General features: G+C 70.9%; 18 protein-coding genes. 8 read left to right on the top strand and 10 right to left on the bottom strand.

The genetic code is table 11. From position 1 onward, the window contains the following. Window positions 1–81: 81 nt before the first annotated feature. From hpt to dacB, 4 genes are all read right to left on the bottom strand, one after another. Entirely contained in the window at window positions 82–642 is a 561-nt protein-coding gene (gene hpt / locus AB0M11_RS34410) for a hypoxanthine phosphoribosyltransferase (RefSeq protein ID WP_046730905.1), read from the bottom strand. Window positions 643–718: 76 nt separating this feature from the next. Further along, complete coding sequence (tilS, locus tag AB0M11_RS34405) at window positions 719–1,813, bottom strand: tRNA lysidine(34) synthetase TilS (RefSeq protein WP_365712070.1); 1,095 nt, start codon at window positions 1,811–1,813, stop codon at window positions 719–721. 191 nt (window positions 1,814–2,004) lie between these two features. Next, window positions 2,005–3,138, bottom strand: coding sequence for a zinc-dependent metalloprotease (locus tag AB0M11_RS34400; protein WP_365712069.1), 1,134 nt, complete (start codon window positions 3,136–3,138; stop codon window positions 2,005–2,007). A gap of 676 nt (window positions 3,139–3,814) precedes the next feature. Further along, on the bottom strand, window positions 3,815–5,431 hold the full coding sequence (gene dacB, locus AB0M11_RS34395; protein WP_365712068.1) for a D-alanyl-D-alanine carboxypeptidase/D-alanyl-D-alanine-endopeptidase: 1,617 nt from the start codon (window positions 5,429–5,431) through the stop codon (window positions 3,815–3,817). Between the two features lie 124 nt (window positions 5,432–5,555). Here dacB and AB0M11_RS34390 point away from each other — a divergent pair, with 124 nt between their 5' ends. Together AB0M11_RS34390 and AB0M11_RS34385 are read left to right on the top strand one after the other, a co-directional pair. Then, window positions 5,556–6,047 (top strand): inorganic diphosphatase, encoded by a 492-nt coding sequence (locus AB0M11_RS34390; protein ID WP_181807501.1) that lies wholly within the window; start codon window positions 5,556–5,558, stop codon window positions 6,045–6,047. Between the two features lie 177 nt (window positions 6,048–6,224). Next, window positions 6,225–7,883: a threonine/serine exporter family protein gene (locus tag AB0M11_RS34385; protein ID WP_365712066.1), complete on the top strand. Its 1,659-nt coding sequence runs from the start codon at window positions 6,225–6,227 to the stop codon at window positions 7,881–7,883. A gap of 124 nt (window positions 7,884–8,007) precedes the next feature. Here AB0M11_RS34385 and AB0M11_RS34380 read toward each other — a convergent pair whose 3' ends face one another. Continuing rightward, complete coding sequence (locus tag AB0M11_RS34380; RefSeq protein WP_365712064.1) at window positions 8,008–8,991, bottom strand: VTT domain-containing protein; 984 nt, start codon at window positions 8,989–8,991, stop codon at window positions 8,008–8,010. Between the two features lie 138 nt (window positions 8,992–9,129). On the opposite strand from AB0M11_RS34380, the gene AB0M11_RS34375 reads away from it, so the two are divergent. Further along, window positions 9,130–9,495 carry a YbjQ family protein gene (locus AB0M11_RS34375; protein ID WP_089100702.1) on the top strand — a complete coding sequence of 122 codons (366 nt, stop codon included), beginning with the start codon at window positions 9,130–9,132 and terminating at the stop codon, window positions 9,493–9,495. A 33-nt stretch (window positions 9,496–9,528) separates the two neighbouring features. Here the strand turns inward: AB0M11_RS34375 and AB0M11_RS34370 are convergent, their stop codons facing one another. Next, a complete protein-coding gene (locus tag AB0M11_RS34370) occupies window positions 9,529–10,290 on the bottom strand; it encodes a MerR family transcriptional regulator (RefSeq protein WP_365712063.1) in 762 nt (253 codons plus the stop codon). 103 nt (window positions 10,291–10,393) lie between these two features. On the opposite strand from AB0M11_RS34370, the gene AB0M11_RS34365 reads away from it, so the two are divergent. Continuing rightward, on the top strand, window positions 10,394–11,680 hold the full coding sequence (locus AB0M11_RS34365; protein WP_365712062.1) for an ion channel protein: 1,287 nt from the start codon (window positions 10,394–10,396) through the stop codon (window positions 11,678–11,680). Between the two features lie 144 nt (window positions 11,681–11,824). Continuing rightward, window positions 11,825–13,234 (top strand): glutamate decarboxylase, encoded by a 1,410-nt coding sequence (locus AB0M11_RS34360; protein ID WP_365712061.1) that lies wholly within the window; start codon window positions 11,825–11,827, stop codon window positions 13,232–13,234. Between the two features lie 105 nt (window positions 13,235–13,339). Here the strand turns inward: AB0M11_RS34360 and AB0M11_RS34355 are convergent, their stop codons facing one another. The 3 genes from AB0M11_RS34355 to AB0M11_RS34345 all read right to left on the bottom strand — a co-directional run bounded on the left by AB0M11_RS34355 (window position 13,340) and on the right by AB0M11_RS34345 (window position 16,380). Beyond that, window positions 13,340–13,879 (bottom strand): DinB family protein, encoded by a 540-nt coding sequence (locus AB0M11_RS34355; protein WP_365712060.1) that lies wholly within the window; start codon window positions 13,877–13,879, stop codon window positions 13,340–13,342. 105 nt (window positions 13,880–13,984) lie between these two features. After that, window positions 13,985–15,445: an aldehyde dehydrogenase family protein gene (locus tag AB0M11_RS34350; RefSeq protein WP_365712059.1), complete on the bottom strand. Its 1,461-nt coding sequence runs from the start codon at window positions 15,443–15,445 to the stop codon at window positions 13,985–13,987. Between the two features lie 110 nt (window positions 15,446–15,555). Then, window positions 15,556–16,380 carry a helix-turn-helix transcriptional regulator gene (locus AB0M11_RS34345; RefSeq protein WP_365712082.1) on the bottom strand — a complete coding sequence of 275 codons (825 nt, stop codon included), beginning with the start codon at window positions 16,378–16,380 and terminating at the stop codon, window positions 15,556–15,558. A gap of 333 nt (window positions 16,381–16,713) precedes the next feature. Between AB0M11_RS34345 and AB0M11_RS34340 the strand changes: the two genes are divergently transcribed. Beyond that, a complete protein-coding gene (locus tag AB0M11_RS34340; RefSeq protein ID WP_365712058.1) occupies window positions 16,714–17,214 on the top strand; it encodes an ATP-binding protein in 501 nt (166 codons plus the stop codon). A 91-nt stretch (window positions 17,215–17,305) separates the two neighbouring features. Here AB0M11_RS34340 and AB0M11_RS34335 read toward each other — a convergent pair whose 3' ends face one another. Then, on the bottom strand, window positions 17,306–17,575 hold the full coding sequence (locus AB0M11_RS34335) for a DUF397 domain-containing protein (RefSeq protein ID WP_365712057.1): 270 nt from the start codon (window positions 17,573–17,575) through the stop codon (window positions 17,306–17,308). A 685-nt stretch (window positions 17,576–18,260) separates the two neighbouring features. Here AB0M11_RS34335 and AB0M11_RS34330 point away from each other — a divergent pair. Together AB0M11_RS34330 and AB0M11_RS34325 are read left to right on the top strand one after the other, a co-directional pair. Beyond that, on the top strand, window positions 18,261–18,734 hold the full coding sequence (locus tag AB0M11_RS34330) for a hypothetical protein (RefSeq protein ID WP_365712081.1): 474 nt from the start codon (window positions 18,261–18,263) through the stop codon (window positions 18,732–18,734). 156 nt (window positions 18,735–18,890) lie between these two features. After that, window positions 18,891–19,406 (top strand): DUF4232 domain-containing protein, encoded by a 516-nt coding sequence (locus tag AB0M11_RS34325; RefSeq protein ID WP_365712056.1) that lies wholly within the window; start codon window positions 18,891–18,893, stop codon window positions 19,404–19,406. Window positions 19,407–19,639 lie beyond the last annotated feature (233 nt).

The raw sequence follows: 19,639 nt of genomic DNA, 5'->3' as shown, positions 1-19,639 counted from the left end.
CTGCATGCTCCAACGGCGCGAAACCCGCTGGGGTTCCCGATCGTCTTACGCAAGTGGACCCTCCGGCGTATCAGCCGGGGCTCAGCCGCCGTAGACGTGAGGCGCGAGCGTACCGACGAACGGGAGATTGCGGTACTTCTCGGCGTAGTCGAGGCCGTAGCCCACGACGAACTCGTTGGGGATGTCGAAGCCGACCCACTCGACGTCGATGGCGACCTTGGCCGCGTCCGGCTTGCGCAGCAGGGTGCAGATCTTCAGCGTCTCGGGCTCGCGGGAGCCGAGGTTGTTGATCAGCCAGGACAGGGTCAGGCCCGAGTCGATGATGTCCTCGACGATCAGGACGTGCTTGCCCTTGATGTCGGTGTCGAGGTCCTTGAGGATCCGCACCACGCCGGAGGACTGGGTGCCCGCGCCGTACGAGGACACGGCCATCCAGTCCATGGTGACGGGGGTGGACAGCGCCCGGGCGAGGTCCGCCATGACCATCACCGCGCCCTTGAGGACGCCGACGATGAGCAGGTCCTTGCCCGCGTACTCCGCGTCGATCTTCGCGGCCAGCTCGGCCAGCTTCGCGTCGATCTCTTCTTTGGTGATGAGCACCTGCTGGAGGTCGGCACCCATGTCTTTCGCGTCCACCCGCATCACTTTCGGTCGGTCGTCCCACCGGCCTACCCGGCCCTTCGGAGGAGCGCCGAGATGCTCTCCGTGAGGTCGGGATTCAGCCTTGCCGGATCACCAGTCTGCCACCCTGGCGCTGGGCGACGACTTTGCCGGGGAGATTGATGGCCCCCTGGCCGCGCCAGCCGGTGATCAGGCGGTCGACTTCCTCGATGTGCCGGGCGAACAGGGAACCGGCCGGGGCGCCCGCCTCGATGGCGGCACGGCGCAGGATCCGGCGGCGCACCGCGGGCGGCAGCGCGTAGAGCTTGGCGCACTCCAGCTGGCCCGTGGCGTCCCGTACGGAGGCCTCGGCCTGGCTGGCCCAGGTGTCCAGGGCGTCGGCGTCGTCGCGGGAGAGCTGGGCGGTGCGGGCGAGCGCTTCGACGACGCCCTTGCCCAGGGCCTTCTCCAGGGCGGGCAGGCCCTCGTGGCGGAGCCGGGAGCGGGTGTACGCCGGGTCCGCGTTGTGAGGATCGTCCCAGACGGGCAGGGCCTGGACCATGCAGGCCTTGCGGGCGGTCTGCCGGTCCAGCTGGAGGAACGGGCGCCGGTAACGGCCGCCGGCCCCCGAGACCGCGGCCATTCCGGACAGGGAGCGGATGCCGGAGCCGCGGGCGAGGCCCAGGAGGACGGTCTCGGCCTGGTCGTCCCTGGTGTGGCCGAGCAGGATCGCGGTGCCGCCGTGCCGCTCCAGCGCCGCGTCCAGGGCGGCGTAGCGGGCGTCGCGGGCGGCCGCCTCGGGCCCGCCGTCGCGGCCGACGGTCACGGTGATGGCCTCGACCGGGTCGAGGCCCAGTTCCCGCAGCCGCAGGACGACCTCCTCGGCGCGCAGGTCCGAGCCGGGCTGCAGGCCGTGGTCGACGGTGATGCCGCCCGCGCGGATGCCGAGCTTGGGGGCCTCGAAGGCGAGGGCGGAGGCGAGCGCCATGGAGTCGGCGCCGCCGGAGCACGCGACGAGGACGAGCGGGGAGGGGGGCCGCTCGTTCGGTGTCTGCTCCGGGGTGTCGGCGACGGGGCGCGCGAGACGCACGTCGATGCGGCCGCCGGCGCGGTCGCCGGCGGTACGGCCGTGGCGGTTCTGGTCGGTGAGGATGTCGTGGAGGACGCGGCGGACCGCCAGGCGTATCGCCGCGACCGCAGGATGGGGACCCATGTCCGGTTCCCTTCAAGAAGTTTTCGGGGGCTGAACCCGAGATCGGTCACTCAGAGTGTGTAGATGGTGACAGAAACGGGCCGTTCCCCGAGCATCGCACGCCTACCCATCGCTCACGGTCCCTCGGACGGGTGATTGGCGGGGCGTTCGCCTGCCGTCGGCCGGTTCCGGTTCATCACACGTCCGCTGGTTCACGACTCGGCCTTGCGGTGCACCCGTGCGACCCAGTCCGCCGGTTTGGCGATCTCCGCCTTGGTCGGCAGGGTGTTCGGGGAGGTCCACACCCGGTTGAAGCCGTCCATGCCGACCTGGTCGACGACGGCCCGCACGAACCGCTCGCCGTCCCGGTACTGGCGGAGCTTGGCGTCCAGGCCGAGCAGCTTGCGCAGGGTCATGTCGAGCCGGGAGGCGCCCTTGGCGCGCCGCTGCTGGAACTTCTCGCGGATCTCGGCGACGGTCGGCACGACGGCGGGCCCGACGCCGTCCATCACGAAGTCGGCGTGGCCCTCCAGGAGGGACATGACGGCGGTGAGCCGGCCGAGGATCTCGCGCTGGGCGGGGGTCTGCACCAGTTCGACGAACGACCGTCCGCCGTCGTCCTCCTCGGCCTCGGGGCGGCCGCCGGCGAGGGACTGGGCCGCGTCCCGCACGCGTTCGAGGACGGTCATCGGGTCGACGTCGGTCTCCGAGAGGAACGACTGGATCTCGCCCTCCAGGTGGGCGCGCAGCCAGGGCACCGCCGTGAACTGGGTGCGGTGCGTCTCCTCGTGCAAGCACACCCACAGGCGGAAGTCGTGGGGCCGTACGTCGAGTTCGCGCTCCACGTGGACGATGTTCGGGGCGACGAGCAGCAGCCGGCCACCGCCGTTCTCGTCCGCCGGGAGGTCGCGGGAGGAGGGGGCGAAGGTCTCGTACTGGCCGAGGACCCGGGAGGACAGGAACGACAGGAGCATGCCCAGTTCCACGCCGGTGACCTTGCCGCCGACCGCGCCGAGGACCGCGCCGCCGGGGGTGCCCGAGCGCCGCTCCTGCATCTTCTCCAGCAGGGGCTTGAGGAGCTCCCGGAATCCGGCGACGTTCGCCTTCACCCAGCCGGGCCTGTCGACCACCAGGACGGGGGTGTCGTGGACGTCGTCGGTCCCCATACGAGTGAAGCCCCGGACGTGCTCCTCCGAGGCTTTCGCGTGCCGCCGCAGTTCCGCGACGATGGCTCGGGCCTCGTCGCGGCTCACCTCGGGGCCCGGCCGCACGAGCCGGGTCGCGGTCGCCACCGCGAGATTCCAGTCGACCATCCCAGATGAAGCAGCGCCACCGATGCTCGTCATGCGTCAACCGTACGTTAGCGCTCCCACTTGGGGCAGGCCGTGGGGGTTGGTGAGGTTGGCGTGACTTGTGCGCAGGGGTGGGCGGCGGGCTCGCGTCGGCAGGGGCCGGGGCCTGTTTTCCGGCACCCGGCGCTGTCGGCCGTGCCCACCCGTTCCGCCCCAGCGGAACGACTGCCCACGGCGGGTGGGAAGCGGCCGTCGCGGCGGCGTGCAGCGGGCGGCAGGCGGGTGGGACGCGGCCGGCACGGCGGGTGAGAAGCGGCCGGCACGGCGGGGGGAAGCGGGCGGAAAGCGGGGGCAAGCGGCCAGCCCGGCGGGTGGGACGCGGCCGGCACGGCGGGGGGGCAAGCGGCCGGCAGGCGGGTGGGACGCGGCCGGCACGGCGGGTGGCAAGCGGGCGGAAAGCGGGGGCAAGCGGCCAGCCCGGCGGGTGGGACGCGGCCGGCACGGCGGGGGGGCAAGCGGCCGGCCCGGCAGTGGAAAGCGGTCAGCGGGGTGGCAAGCCGCCGGCACGGCGGGGGCAAGCGACCGGCCCGGCGGGTGGCAAGCAGGCGGCACGCGGGGGGCAAGCGGCGGGCCCGGCAGGTGGAAAGCGGTCAGCGCGGCGGGTGGCAAGCAGGCGGCACGGCGGTGTGGAGAGCGGTCAGTGCGGCGGGTGGGGGTGTGGAGGGCGGGGTCAGAGGCCTGTCAGGGCTGTGGCGGTCTGGTCGAGGGCCCGTTGGGCCGCTGCCGGGTTTGTCGTGTTCGCGGTCAGGAAGGCGAAGGCCAGGAGGCGGCCGTCCTTGTCGACGAGGGTGCCGGCGAGGGTGTTGACGCCGGTGAGGGTGCCGGTCTTGGCGCGCACGACGCCGGCCGCGCCGTCGGCGTAGCGAGTGGTCAGGGTGCCCGTGAAGCCGGCGACCGGGAGGCCGGTGAGGACCGCGCGCAGGCCCGGCCGGTCGGGGTCGGCGGCCTTGACGAGGAGAGCGGTGAGGAGGTTCGCGGTCAGCCGGTCGTCGCGGTTCAGGCCGCTGCCGTCGTGGAAGGCGGCACCGGTCATCGGCAGTCCCAGCTTGGTGAGTTGGGCCTCTATGGCGGCCGCTCCCCCGGCGAAGCCGGCCGGCCTGCCGGTCGCCAGCGCGGTCTGCCGGGCCAGGGCCTCGGCGATGTCGTTGTCGCTGTTGGTCAGCATGCGCTCGACGACCGAGGACAGCGGCGGCGAGGAGACCGTGGCGAGGGTCTCGGCCCGGCCGCTCGCCTTGGAGGTGCCGGGTGCGGAGGTCTTGATGCCGGCGTCCGTCAGGAAGCCCGCGAACTTCCGGGCCGCGTCGGCCGCCGGGTCGCTCACCCGGACCACCGGCCCCTCGGTGGTGTCGTTGGTGCGGCCCTCGTCGGCCATGAGAGGGCTCACGCGTGCGAGGTTGTCGTTGACGCCGATGGGGTGCAGGTCGGGGCCGGTGTAGAGCGTGGTGTCGTACGAGAGCGTGATCTGTCGGATGCCCCGCGCGGTCAGCGATGCCGCGGTCTCGGTGGCGAGGGTGCGCAGGCTGGCCCAGCCGCCCGCGTCCGCGCGGGCGGTCAGGGTGGGGTCGCCGCCGCCGATCAGGACGACCTCCCGGGTGCCGGATTCCAGGGCCGCGCGTGTGGTGATGCGGTGGTCCGGGCCGAGGGCGGAGAGGGCGGCGACGGCGGTGGCGATCTTGGTGGTGGAGGCGGGCGTGAGGGCCGTGTCGGCGCCGGAGCCGTACAGGCGCGCCCCGCTGGCCACGTCGACGACCACGGCGGTGCGGGTGCTGCCGAGCGCCTTCGCGGCCAGCAGGGGCCGCAGGAGGGCCGTGACGGCCGCTCCGGAGGCGCCGACGGACTTTCCGGCGGGGGCCGACTTCACGGTGTTCGTGGCGGCACCCAGGCCCGTCAGGACGGACCCGGCGCTGGGCGCGGGGGCGGGCTCGCCGTCGGCTGTGACCGAGCCCGCACCGGAGCCGTGATCTGCGCCACCCGTCCGCTCCAGGGCGGTGGCCCGGTCCCGCTCGGCCGTACGCTGACCGTTGGCGTCCCAGGGGCCCGCCGCGGTCACCACACCGGCGGCCAGCGCGAGCCCGGCCGTGGCGGCGCCCGCGGTGTACTGCCAGGTCCGGAGGTTCCGGGACCGAGGTCGAGAGGGGCGCACCAGGGTGGCCAGCCGGGGTCCCGTCACGCGTGTGACGCGTACGAGCTGCGGTCCCACTGCCCGTCGGACCCGCGCGACCTGCGGCTTCGCGGCGGTCACCAGGGGCGCCAGCCGCGGTCGCACGGCACTCGCGATCTTCCGCACACGCGGTTTCGCGGACTGCCAAGGCCCCAGCTCTGGCACGACCACCAGCCCCTTTCGCGATCACACACCTGCGTGAGGGACACTTAACCACCAGAACTATGTGTTGATCATGGAGGAGCCACCGGTGGAGTTCGACGTCACGATCGAGATCCCGAAGGGTTCGCGGAACAAGTACGAGGTGGACCACGAGACCGGTCGGATCCGCCTGGACCGTCGTCTCTTCACCTCGACCGCCTACCCGACCGACTACGGCTTCGTCGAGAACACCCTCGGCGAGGACGGCGACCCGCTGGACGCGCTGGTCATCCTGGACGAGCCCACCTTCCCGGGCTGCCTGATCCGCTGCCGCGCGATCGGCATGTTCCGGATGACGGACGAGGCCGGCGGGGACGACAAGCTGCTGTGCGTTCCGGCCACCGACCCGCGTGTGGAGCACCTGCGCGACATCCACCACGTGTCGGAGTTCGACCGCCTGGAGATCCAGCACTTCTTCGAGGTCTACAAGGACCTGGAGCCCGGCAAGTCCGTCGAGGGCGCCAACTGGGTCGGCCGCACCGACGCCGAGGCGGAGATCGAGCGGTCCTACAAGCGCTTCAAGGAGACCGGCGGTCACTGACACCGGCGGTCACTGACACCGGCCCGCTGGGCCGGCACCCGGAAACGGGCCGCACGCGTGCGTGCGGCCCGTTTTTCCGTGCCCGCATGATCCACGGCAGCTGGTTTTCGTGTCTCCTGTGAGGTCACGCTCATACTGAGGCTGTTGTGCTGATGTCGTTCAGGGAGCGTTACGACGGTGACGGAGGCGGAGGACCGCAAGCCCAGGTCGGACGAGGCCCGGTACGACCCGGAGCTGACGTCCGAGTTCGCCGTCCCCCGGGGCATCGAGGTCCCCGAGGGCGCCGTCGGCGAGCCGGAGACGACCTCCGAGTTCTCGGTGCCCAAGGGGCTCGCGGCGCCGCAGCCGGTGAGTGCGGAGCCGGAGGGGTCGGCGTTCAGCACGCCGAGCACCTACAGCGCCCAGGACGCCCCGCCCGTCTTCACGCCCGCCGCCGGGTTCCCCGCGGTCAGCCTGGTCAAGGACGCCCCCTGGCAGGACCGGATGCGCACGATGCTGCGCATGCCGGTGGCCGAGCGGCCTGCGCCGGAGCCGGTGCAGAAGGCGGAGGACGGCAGGCCCGCCGTCCCGCGCGTGCTCGACCTGACGCTGCGCATCGGGGAGCTGCTGCTGGCCGGCGGCGAGGGCGCGGAGGACGTGGAGGCCGCGATGTTCGCGGTCTGCCGGTCGTACGGCCTGGACCGCTGCGAGCCGAACGTCACCTTCACGCTGCTGGCGATCTCGTACCAGCCGTCCCTGGTCGACGACCCGGTGACGGCGTCCCGGACGGTGCGGCGGCGCGGGACCGACTACACCCGTCTGGCGGCTGTCTTCCGGCTCGTGGACGACCTCACCGACCCCGAGACCCATGTCTCCCTGGAGGAGGCCTACCGGCGGCTCGCGGAGATCCGCCGCAACCGGCACCCGTACCCCGGCTGGGCGCTGACCGCGGCGAGCGGGCTGCTCGCGGGGGCCGCCTCCGTGCTCGTCGGCGGCGACCTGCTGGTCTTCGTGGCGGCCGCGGTCGGCGCGATGCTCGGCGACCGGCTGGCGTGGCTGTGCGCGGGGCGGGGGCTGCCGGAGTTCTACCAGTTCATGATCGCCGCGATGCCGCCGGCCTCGATCGGGATCGCCTTCTCGCTCGCCCACGTCGATGTCGCGGCGTCCGCCGTCGTCACCGGTGGGCTGTTCGCGCTGCTCCCCGGGCGGGCCCTCGTCGCGGGCGTCCAGGACGGGCTCACCGGCTTCTACATCACCGCCTCCGCACGGCTGCTGGAGGTCATGTACTTCTTCGTCGGCATCGTCATCGGGGTGCTGACGGTCCTGTACTTCGGCGTGAAGCTGGGCGGGCGGCTCAACCCGGACGTGGCGCTGGTCGGCTCCGGGCGGCCGCTGCTGCAGATCGCCGCGTCGATGGTGCTCTCGCTGACCTTCGCCGTGCTGCTCCAGCAGGAACGGTCCACCGTGCTGGCCGTCACCCTCAACGGGGGTGTGGCGTGGTCGGTCTACGGTGCGATGCACTACGCCGGAGGGATCTCGCCGGTCGCCTCCACGGCCGTCGCGGCCGGGCTGGTGGGGCTGTTCGGGCAGCTGCTGTCGCGGTTCCGGTTCGCGTCCGCGCTGCCGTACACGACGGCGGCGATCGGGCCGCTGCTGCCGGGGTCGGCGACCTACTTCGGGCTGCTGTCGATGGCGCAGAACGAGGTCGACAAGGGGCTGGTGTCGCTGGCCAAGGCCGCGTCGCTCGCCATGGCGATCGCCATCGGGGTCAACCTGGGGGCGGAGATCTCCCGGCTGACCCTGCGGGTGGGGTCGGCCGGGAAGCGGCGGGCCGCGAAGCGGACGCGGGGGTTCTGAGCGCCTACGGGGGAGCCGGTGCGGGTGCGTCGGCGGGTGCGGGGGCCGTCGTCGTTCGTCGCGCAGTTCCTCCCCCAGCCTTCGGCCGGGGGTACCCCCAGCGCCCCTCACGGGGCGCCTTCGCCTAGGGCGCTTGGTAGTGGTCCTCGGTGTACGGGTTGGGCTGCTGGCGGTAGTCGCCCTGGCCGTAACCGTTCTGGCCGTAGTAGGGCCGCTGCTGGTCGTAGTAAGGCTGCTGCTGATCGTGGTAGGGCTGCTGCTGGCCGTACTGCTGCTGAGGCTGGGGCTGCTGGCCGTACTGCTGCTGAGGCTGGGGCTGCTGGCCGTACTGCTGCTGAGGCTGGGGCTGCTGGCCGTACTGCGGTTGGGGCTGTTGCGGGGTGTACGTCGGTTCGATCCTGCGGAGCTGGGTCGTGGCGTCGTCCGTCATCGGGGCCGGGGGGTACTGCTGGACCGGCTGCTCGGGCGGGGCCGCCGCGGACTCCTTCCCGGCCTTGCCGCGGGCGCGCAGGAACTCGATGATGATCGGGACCACCGAGATGAGGACGATCAGGATCAGGATCGCCTCGATGTTGTTCTTGACGACGTCGATCTTGCCGAGCCAGGAGCCGAGCAGGGTGACACCGGCGCCCCACAGGACGCCGCCGATGACGTTGAACGTCAGGAACGAGCGGTACGCCATACCGCTGACGCCCGCGATGATCGGCGTGAAGGTGCGGATCACCGGCACGAAGCGGGCCAGGATCAGGGACTTCGGGCCGTGCTTCTCGAAGAACTCGTGCGCCTTCGCGACGTTCTCCTGCTTGAAGAGGCGGGAGTCCGGGCGGTTGAAGAGCGTCGGGCCGACCTTCTTGCCGAACATGTAGCCCGCCTGGTCGCCGAGGATCGCGGCGAGGCAGATCAGGGCGATGGCACCCCACAGCGGGAAGTTCAGCTGGTTCGAGGTGATCAGCAGGCCGCAGGTGAAGAGCAGGGAGTCACCCGGAAGGAAGAAGCCGATCAGCAGCCCGGACTCGGCGAAGACGACCAGGAGCAGGCCCCAGATGCCGAACGAGTCGAGCAGGTTGTTCGGATCCAGCCAGCTCGGGCCGAGGGCGAGCGTCATCACGGTTCCGTTCCTGTGGGGGTGAAGGCACTGCGGGATTTCTTGTGCGGTCGCACAAAGCTATCAACGTAGTGTGTCCGGCCCAGGTTCCACCGGTGGAGCCAGGATGGACTGTGCCCGGCCTGGGTAATGGCTGTGGACATGGGCATCGAAGAGTACGGCGGCGGTCAGGGGCCGCAGGCCGATGTGCTGGTCGTCACCACGAACGACGTTCCCGGGTACCGGGTGCGGGAGGTCATCGGCGAGGTCTTCGGGCTGACCGTGCGCTCCCGGCACCTGGGCAGTCAGATCGGCGCGGGTCTGAAGTCGATGATCGGCGGCGAGCTGAAGGGTCTGACGAAAACGCTCGTGCAGACCCGTAACCAGGCCATGGAGCGCCTGATCGAGCAGGCACGCGCGCGCGGCGCCAACGCCGTGCTGGCCTTCCGGTTCGACGTGACGGAGGCGGCCGACGCGGGCACGGAGGTCTGCGCGTACGGCACGGCCGTCATCCTCGACAAGGAGTAGTCACGGACTGGTCGGGGAGCAACCAGGAAGTGGTCACCCTGTGTGCCGGTCGGCGTTGGCGAGGATCGCGTCGCGCAGGTGTGCGGCGAGTCCGGGGCGCATGGAGTCGTAGAAGGCCTTGAAGCGTTCGTCCGAGACGTACATCTCACCGAAACAGCGGTGCATCTCGTACGGGACGTCGAAGTAGTACCTGCTGATGTGCTGCCGGTGCTCCTCGGCCAGGTCCATGGCCGCCTCGCCCGCCGGCCGCTCACCGGCGGCGACCAGGGCCGCGTACCGCTCGCCCCAGTCGTCCACCTCCGCCCGGATGCGCTTCCAGTCCTCCTTGCCGTACGTGGCGGCGCGGCGCTGCGACTCGGCGAACGCCTCGGTGCCGCCCCAGCGCCGCTCCGCCTCCTCGGCGTACTGTTCGGGGTCCTTGTCCCCGAACACCTCGAACCGCTCCTCCGGGGTCAGGTCGATGCCCATCTCGCGTGCCTCCATGGCGTGCTCCACGGCCGCGGCCATCTGCTGCAGCTTCTCGATCCGGGCGGTCAGCAGCTCGTACTGCCGGCGCAGGTGTGCGCGCGGGTTCACCTCCGGGTCGTCGAGCAGCGCCGCGACCTCGTCGAGCGGGAAGCCGAGCTCCCGGTAGAACAGGATCCGCTGGAGCCGGTCCAGGTCGGCGTCGCCGTAGCGCCGGTGCCCGGCGGGGCTGCGTTCACCGGGGACCAGCAGGCCGATCTCGTCGTAGTGGTGCAGGGTGCGCACGGTGACTCCGGCGAATCCGGCGACCTGTCCGACCGAGTAGCTCACTTCCGCTCCTTTCCGCGCTCCAGGGTGGGCCCTCACGCCACGTGAGGTGCAAGCTCGTTTCCGTCCGGATGTTGTGTCGGTTTTGTCCGCTTATGGTGGGCCCGTGGCCCAGGACACCGCGGAGCAGGCGCTCCCCACCCCGCCCTCGGCCCCCGCGCGCGCCCTGCTGCCGCTGGTCCTGCCCGCACTCGTCGTCGGTGTCGGCAGCAGTCTGCTGTTCCTGCTGGTGAGCTCGCTGGCCGAGCGGCTTCAGCACGTGCTGTGGACCAATCTGCCGGACGCGCTGGGCGTCGGACGGTACTCGGTGCTGTGGATCCTGGTGATGCTGACGGCCACCGGGATCGCCGTGGGACTGGTGGTGTGGAAGGTCCCCGGGCACGCGGGGCCGGACCCGGCCACCCTGGGCCTGGAGGCGGTGGCGCTGCCGCCCGTCGTGCTGCCGGGGCTGGTGCTGGCGACCGCGCTGATGCTGGCGGGCGGCCCGAGCCTCGGTCCGGAGAACCCTCTCATCGCCGTCAACGTCGGTCTCGCGCTGTGGCTGGGGCGGCTCGCGATGCCCCGGCTGCCGGGTTCGCTGTGGCCCGCGCTGGCCGACGCGGCGACGCTCGGCGCGCTCTTCGGGACGCCGGTGGCGGCGGCCCTGGTGATCTCCGAGGCGCTGGCCGGGAAGCCGCTGAAGGGAGCGCTGTGGGACAACCTCTTCGGGCCGCTGCTGGCCGCGGCGGCGGGCGCCATGACGACCGACCTGCTGGCCCGGCCGACCCTGGACCTCGGGCTGCCCGCGCTCGGCAGGACGCGCTGGCCCGATCTGCTGGCGGCCCTGGTGGTCGCCCCCGCGGCCGCGCTGCTCGGCATGTGCGCGGTCCGCGCCTTCCCGTACCTCCACGGCGCCTTCCGGCGGCTCGGGCACCCGATGGTGGCGCTTCCGGTCGGCGGGTTCGTGCTGGGCCTGCTGGGGGCGCTGGGCGGCCATCTGACGCTCTTCAAGGGACTGGACCAGGTGGCGGTGCTGGCGAAGGACCCGGAGGGCTGGACGGCGGGACGGTTCGCCCTGATGACGGTCGTCAAGCTGGCCGCGCTGACTGTGGCCGCCTCCTGTGGTTTCCGCGGTGGCCGGATCTTTCCGTCCGTGTTCATCGGCTCGGCCCTCGGGCTGTGCGCCCACGCGCTGGTGCCCGCCGTGCAGCCGTCGGTGGGCGTGGCGGCGGGCGTCCTGGGCATGTTGTTGGCGATCACCCGGCAGGGCTGGGTGAGTCTGTTCACGGCCGCGGTACTCGTGGCCTCACCGAGCATCATCGTGCTGCTCTGCGTCGCCTCGCTGCCCGCGTGGCTGCTGGTGACCGGGCGGCCGAGAATGCAGTTGCGGGCGGACGGCACGGCCCTGCGCTGACCCTTCGTGAAGTCCTCGAGCCGTCCGAGCCGTTCAAGCGTCCGAGCCGTTCAAGCGTCCGAGCCGTTCAAACGTCCGAGCCGTTCAAACGTCCGAGCCGTTCAACTCGTTCAAGTCGTTCATGTTCTCCAGGAGGCACTCCTCATGCCGCTGCACAAAGGCCCCCAGAAGCACCAGGAGCGGTCCATGTCCGTCAACCCGTTCTTCGGGGAGGCGAACCCGGTCGCCGGCATGGTCGAGGCCCCGCCCACGCACCGGCTGCCGGACGGCCCGCTGCCGCCCTCGACCGCCTACCAGCTGGTGCACGACGAGTTGATGCTGGACGGCAACGCCCGGCTGAACCTGGCCACGTTCGTCACCACCTGGATGGAGCCCCAGGCCGGGGTCCTGATGGCGGAGTGCGACGACAAGAACATGATCGACAAGGACGAGTACCCGCGCACCGCCGAGCTGGAGCGCCGCTGCGTGGCGATGCTCGCCGACCTGTGGAACGCGCCGGATCCGGCCAACACCATCGGCTGTTCGACGACCGGTTCCAGCGAGGCCTGCATGCTGGCCGGGATGGCGCTGAAGCGGCGCTGGGCGCGGCGCAACGCCGACCGCTACCCGGGCGGCGCCCGCCCGAACCTGATCATGGGGATCAACGTCCAGGTCTGCTGGGAGAAGTTCTGCAACTTCTGGGAGGTGGAGCCCCGGTTCGTCCCCATGGAGGGCGACCGCTACCACCTGGACCCGCAGGCCGCCGCCGAGCTCTGCGACGAGAACACCATCGGGGTGGTCGGCATCCTCGGCTCCACCTTCGACGGGTCGTACGAGCCGATCGCCGACCTGTGCGCGGCCCTGGACGCCCTCCAGGAGCGCACCGGGATCGACGTCCCGGTCCATGTGGACGGCGCGTCCGGCGCGATGATCGCGCCCTTCCTCGACGAGGACCTGGTGTGGGACTTCCGGCTCCCCCGGGTGGCGTCGATCAACACCTCGGGGCACAAGTACGGGCTGGTCTACCCGGGCGTCGGCTGGGCACTGTGGCGGGACAAGGAGGCACTGCCCGAGGAGCTCGTCTTCCGGGTCAACTACCTGGGCGGCGACATGCCCACCTTCGCCCTCAACTTCTCCCGCCCTGGCGCGCAGGTGGTCGCGCAGTACTACACGTTCCTGCGCCTGGGCCGGGACGGCTACCGCGCGGTGCAGCAGGCGTCCCGGGACGTGGCGACCGGGCTCGCCGGACGCATCGCGGAACTCGGTGACTTCCGGCTGCTCACCCGGGGCGACGAGCTGCCCGTGTTCGCCTTCACCACCGCCGACCACGTGACCGCGTACGACGTGTTCGACGTCTCCCGGCGGCTGCGCGAGAACGGCTGGCTGGTGCCGGCGTACACCTTCCCGGCGAACCGGGAGGACCTGTCCGTGCTGCGGGTGGTGTGCCGCAACGGCTTCTCGAAGGACCTGGCGGACCTGTTCGTCGAGGACCTGTCCCGGCTGCTGCCCGGCCTGCGCCGGCAGCCGCACCCCCTGACCCATGACAAGGAGGCGGCCACCGGCTTCCACCACTGAGTGCTCGCCCCTGCGCTGGGAGAGCCGCGAGGTGCCGACCGCCGGTCTGCCGTCTGCGGCGCCGTCGTGGCCGGTCGCGGAGTTCCCCGCGCCCCTTTCGAGGCGCTACGCGCCCTGTTCCAGCGCCACCAGTTCGAACGCCGTCTTGCCGTCCAGGGACTCGCGGATGATGTCGGCGTGGCCCGCGTGGCGGGCGGTCTCGCGGATGAGGTGGAGGCAGACCCAGCGCATGGAGACCCGGCCCTCCGGCGGGAACCAGGGCTGGGGCGGGAGCGGGAAGGTGTCGTCGAGGCTGGGGACCGAGCGGATGAACTTCTCGGTCTCGGCGGCGACCTGCTCCCAGTGGGCGAGCTGGGAGGCCACCGTCTCGTCGCCGACCAGCTGGAAGGTCTCGTGCCAGTTGGACTGGTCGCGCTGGACGGCCGGCGGCTCCTGCTTCGCGCGGGCGATCCAGCTCTGCTCGACCTCGGCGCAGTGCTTGAGCAGGCCCGCGAGGGACAGCTCGCTGGCGCTGGGCTTGGCCGCCGCCTGCTCGTCGGTGAGGCCGAGGAGCGCCCGGCGGATGCCGCCGCGCTGTTCCTCGATGAAGGAGAGCAGTGCTCCGCGCTCGTCGCCCTGTGCTTCCGCGGGAACGTGAGTGACCATGTCCGGCCGCCTTTCCTCGGTCTGTGCTGCCCTGACCCGACCGAAGCTACGGGCCCTTTAGGACAGCTCGCGTCCTAAAGGGCCCGGGTGGCGGAACTCCGCCGGCTAGAAGGGGAAACCGCTCCGGCCGTGCTGCACCGAGATCCACTTCAGGGTGGTGAAGGACTCCACGGTCGTCTCGCCGTTCAGGCGGCCCAGCCCCGAGTGCTTCTCACCGCCGAAGGGGACGACGGGTTCGTCGTGCACGGTGCCGTCGTTGACGTGGAACATCCCGGTGTCGATCTGCTTGGCGAAGGCAACGCCCCGCTCGACGTCCCCGGTGTGGACCGCGCCGCTGAGGCCGTAGGGGGTGTCGTTGACCAGGCGTACGGCCTCCTCCTCGCCGTCGAACGGGATGAGGAAGGCGACCGGGCCGAAGACCTCCTGGCGGAGCAGGTCGGAGTCGGCCGGGACGCCGGTGAGGACCGAGGGCTCGACCAGGTTGTCGGTGGTCCTGCCGTGCAGCAGGGCCGTGGCACCCTCCGCGACGGCCTGCTGGACGGTGGCCGAAACCGCCTCCGCCTGCTGGGAGTTGATCAGCGGGCCGATGACGGTCCGCGGGTCGCTCGGGTCGCCGGCCTTGAGGGTCCGGACCTTGGCGACGAACTTCTCGGTGAACTCGTCCGCGATCGAGCGGTCGACCAGGATCCGGTTGGCGGCCATGCAGACCTGGCCCTGGTGGACGTACCGGCTGAAGACCGCCGCGTCGACGGCGTAGTCGATGTCGGCGTCGTCGAGGACCACGATCGCGCTGTTGCCGCCCAGTTCGAGGACGGAACGCTTGAAGAGCGAGGCGCAGACGGTGGCCACGTGGCGGCCGACCTTGTCGGAGCCGGTGAAGGAGATGACCTTGGGGATCGGGTGCTCGAGGAAAGCGTCGCCGATCTCCGCGATGTCGGTGACGACGACGTTGAGCAGGCCGCCGGGCAGGCCCGCGTCCTCGAAGATCTTCGCGACCAGGGTGCCGCCGACGATCGGGGTGTTCTGGTGCGGCTTGAGGACCACGGCGTTGCCGAGCGCGAGCGCCGGGGCGACCGACTTGATCGACAGGAGGAAGGGGAAGTTGAAGGGGCTGATCACGCCCACCACGCCGACCGGCACCCGGTAGACGCGGTTCTCCTTGCCGTCCACCGGGGAGGGCAGGATCCTGCCCTCGGGGCGCAGCGACCACTGGATCGACTCGCGCAGGAACTCCTTGGCGAGGTGCAGCTCGAAAGCGGCCTTCAGGCGCGTGCCGCCGAGCTCGGCGATGATCGCCTCGGTGATCTCGGCGTCCCGCTCCTCGATGAGGCGCAGGGCCTTCTCGAAGACGGCGCGACGGGCGTAGGGGTTGGTGGCGGCCCACTTCTTCTGGGCGCGCGCGGCGGCCTGGTAGGCCTGATCTATCTCGTCGACCGCGGCTATGGTGATCGAGGCGAGCTTCTCCCCGTCGTACGGGTTGAAGTCGATGATGTCCCAGGAACCGGTCCCCGGGCGCCACTCACCGTCGATGTACTGCTGGGCCAGGTCGGTGAAGTACGACGACATGTGATCCCCAAATCACTCGCAGACGCATGAGCGACATCACGGTCTGATCACGCGTCATCGTACTTGTGTGACCGCACAGTTGGGGACGGAGAGCGAACTTCTGGGGAGAGCTAGATGAGTTGGAGGAGGCCGCGCAGCAGGTCCCGGCTCTCGTCCGGTCCCGGGCTGTCCTGCTGGAGCTCCTTCAGCGCCTGCTCGTACTGGGCGACGTCCTCGCGCTTGTCGAGGTAGAGGGCGCTGGTGAGCTGCTCCAGGTAGACCACGTCGGACAGATCGGACTCGGGGAAGCTCAGGATGGTGAAGGAGCCGCCCTCCCCGGAGTGTCCGCCGAAGCTGAACGGCATGATCTGCAGCCGCACGTTGGGCCGTTCCGAGATCTCGACCAGGTGCTGGAGCTGGCCGCGCATCACCTCGCGGTCGCCGTAGGGACGGCGCAGGGCGGCCTCGTCGAGGACGATGTGGACGTCGGGCGCGTTTTCGGCCACCAGGTACTTCTGCCGCTCCAGGCGCAGCGTGACCCGCCGCTCGACGTCGGCCTCGTCGGCACCCTTCATACCGCGCCGCACCACCGCGCGCGCGTACTCCTCGGTCTGCAGCAGGCCGTGGACGAACTGCACCTCGTAGGCGCGGATCAGATGGGCCGCGCCCTCCAGGCCGACATAGGTGGGGAACCAGGACGGCAGGACATCGGAGTAACTGTGCCACCAGCCGGCCACGTTGGCCTCGCGGGCCAGGGAGAGGAGCTGCTCGCGCTCGGCCTCGTCGGTGATGCCGTACAGCGTCAGCAGGTCTTCCACGTCCCTCGTCTTGAAGCTCACCCGGCCCAGCTCCATGCGGCTGATCTTCGACTCCGAGGCACGGATCGAGTACCCCGCGGCCTCTCGGGTGATCCCCCGGGCCTCACGCAGCCGCCTGAGTTGCGAGCCGAGCAGCATTCGCCGCACCACCGATCCGGGCTCTCCCGCGCTCACGTTCGCCAGCCTCCCCAACCGTCTTCAGGGCCCGCAGTCTGCCACTAAAACACTTCGAGCAGTACTCGTCCGGTTACGGAAACGGAAAGCGGCCAAAGTTTAAGCACAGGAAGTTGCAAGCAGGTAGTGAGCCAAGCAGGCGAAGTTGGCGGAAAAAATGGCCAAGAAGCGGTACGGGAGGGTCCAATTCGGTCGCGTGCACGTGCATCTGCCCTTGCATCTGCTCTGCGCATCCGAAACCATGGTCCCGCGCCACCGCTGCATCGCAACGACCGCGAATTCCCGGGAGTGCCTCGCATGGGGACGAATGGATCGACCATGCTCAAGCCATTACGGCAGGGCCTTCCGCCGCTTGATCCAGCGGCCGTGTCCAACGCCGCCTCCTGCGCCCTGCCCGCCCGCTACGAAGCGGTGCGCGAAGCACGTCAGTTCACCCGGAGAACGCTCGGCCAGTGGGACGTCGGCGACCGTTTCGACGACGTCTGCCTCGTCGTCTCGGAACTCGTCACCAACGCCCTGCGGCACGCGGTGTCCGGCGAGACCGAGCGGCCGGCCGCGCCGCAGGGACCGGCGGTGCGGCTGCACCTGATGCGGTGGACCGGACGGCTGGTGTGCGCGGTGCGCGACCCCAGCCACGAGACGCCCACCCCCGGCGACTCCGACGACTTCTCGGCGGAGTCGGGCCGCGGGCTGTTCCTGGTCGACTCCTTCAGTGACGGCTGGGGCTGGCACCCGCTCGCGGGCACCCTCAGCGGCAAGGTCGTGTGGGCGCTGTTCCGCCTGCAGACCGCCGAGTGACGAACCCCGGCGTCTACGGACGCCGGGTTTCTACGCGCGTCACGCTGTGTTGCGCGGTGAACGCACCGAGTTGCCCCAGGTATGGCCGCCGTCAGCTCGTGATCAGGTGGTCGAACTCGCCGTCCTTGACGCCGAGGAGCATCGCCTCGATCTCGGCCCGGGTGTAGACGAGCGCGGGCCCGTCCGGGAAGCGCGAGTTGCGGACCGCCACGTCGCCGCCCGGCAACCGGGCGAACTCCACGCAGGAGCCCTGCGAGTTGCTGTGCCTGCTCTTCTGCCAGGCCACTCCGTCCAGCTGCGTGGCAGCCATGCCGTTGTACACGTCAAACCCCCCGTATCCGCCGTCAACGTCGAGGTTCACAGGTCGCTCCCCGGTGGTGCACTAACTGGCTGATGTGACCATTGGTGCAGCGGTCAACTGACCCGGATCATAACCTTGTTCACGTGCAGATGCATGAGCAGATGCACGTGCACGGGGGGTGGTCCCACGGTTACAGCTTTGACGTCCGCTTTACTCAACCCGTTCCAGCGTCTGCCCCGGTTCCCGCAGGACATGCGACCGCCGGCCCCCGTCCATGATCATGTGCACTGTCATCCGCACGTGATCGACCGAATCGGATCCTTCATGCATTAAAGAAAGACGCATATCTGGGCCCGGGTGTTCCAGCCTCCTTGTGACGGTCCGGTGAGCGAGACGGGGGGATCGCGACGGGGGCCGGGGAGCGGCGGTGGGGGTGGCGGTGCGGGCGGGTGTGCGCACGGCGGAGGCCGGCATGGCCGGACCGTGCGGCGCATGGGGCAGGCACACAGGGGATACCTACCTGTCTTGCACGGGTCCTCTTGGTGAGTCCTGGTAGCTTGCCGCTGTCGTTCGGGCGGCCGGGACGGCCGACCCCCTAGAGCTTGGGAGCGTTGCGGTGACCACGGCTACGACGAGTACGGCGACGGATACGGCTACGGGTACGCCTACGGCGCGCGGGGTGACTGTCGCGGCGCACGGGCAGGCGGCTGCGGCTCGGGGCTCCGGGGGCTGCACGCGGGCGGCTGTGCGGGCCGCGGTCGCCGTCGCGGGGCTGGTGGGCGCGCTCACGCTGACCGCGTGCAGCGGCGGCGGCTCCGGTGGTGACTCCGCGGCCACCCCGTCGGCCACGTCGTCCGCGGGCGCCACCGCCACGGCCGGTTCGGACAGCGCCACAGCCTCCTCCGACGCGCTCCAGGGCAGCTGGATCACCACCAGCGGCGGCAAGATCGTCGCCCTGGTCGTCACCGGCAAGCAGGCGGGGCTCTTCGAGACCGGCGGATCGGTGTGCAACGGGACCGCCGGGGACGAGGCCGGGATGCGGATGATCCATCTCACCTGCACGAAGGGCGGCAAGGACCGGGTCACCGGAATGGTCGACTCGGTCAGCAAGAGCGGCATGAAAGTCACCTGGTCCGGAAAAGTGGGCGAGGAGACCTACACCAAGGCGGAGGGCGGCAAGCTGCCTTCGGGGCTGGCGACGGCGACACTTGGGCAGTAGGGCCGCGTCCGGCCGCCGTGGGGTGCGTTCGCGCCGGGCCGCGCGGGTCCGTGGGGCGGACCGGGGAAGCGCCGAGGGTGGGGGCGGGCGCGCGGGGTCCGGGGCGGGGCGTGATGATGCTGGGACACCGTCACGACCTCGATGGGGAACTGCATCATGCGCGTCATTCCGCTCACCGTCACTGCCGTCGCCGCCGCCCTCGCCCTGACCGCCTGCGGCGGTGGCGGGTCGGGCTCCAGCGGCAAGAACAGCTCGGCCTGTGCGATCGGCAAGGTCTCCGTCCAGGTCGGCTCCGCGAGCGTCGCGCCCGCGGCGGGGGACAGCGGTGAGGTGCCGGTGAGCATCACCAACCAGAGCGCGCCGTGCACGCTGGAGGGCTTCGCGAAAGTCACGCTGAAGGCGGGCGGCACGGCGGTGGCGATCCCCGCGCAGTCGGGGGCGAAGGCGGAGAAGCTCAAGCTGGCGAAGGGCGACTCCGCGACGTTCTCGGTCAGTTACGTGCGCGGCAAGGACGGCGACCAGGCGAGTCTCGCGGCGACGTCGGTGACGGTGTCCCTGCCGGGGGGCGATGCGACGCAGAGTTTTCCGTGGAAGTACGGGGTGGTGGCGGGGAAGGGGTCGGCGGCGAAGGTTGATGCTGCGGTGGGGGCGTTTCAGCAGGCGGGGGACTAGGCCGGGGTTTGGGCTGGGGTTCGGGGGTCGACTTGCCGCCGGTGGGTTTTCGCGCAGTTCCCCACGCCCCTGTCGGGGTGCTGCTGGTCTCGGGGTCGGCTTGCCGCCGGTGGGGGTTCTTCGCGCAGTTCCCCGGGGCCCGGACGGGGGGGGGGTGGGTGGGGGTTTTTTTTGGGGGGGGGGTTGGGGGGGGGGGGGGGGTTTGGGTGTTCACACCTCTGTACACCAAACAA

Source organism: Streptomyces sp. NPDC051987 (assembly GCF_040680735.1).
GTDB lineage: Bacteria > Actinomycetota > Actinomycetes > Streptomycetales > Streptomycetaceae > Streptomyces.
The sequence above is the reverse complement of the archived record's forward strand: the minus strand, read 5'-3'. Positions and strand labels throughout refer to the sequence as shown.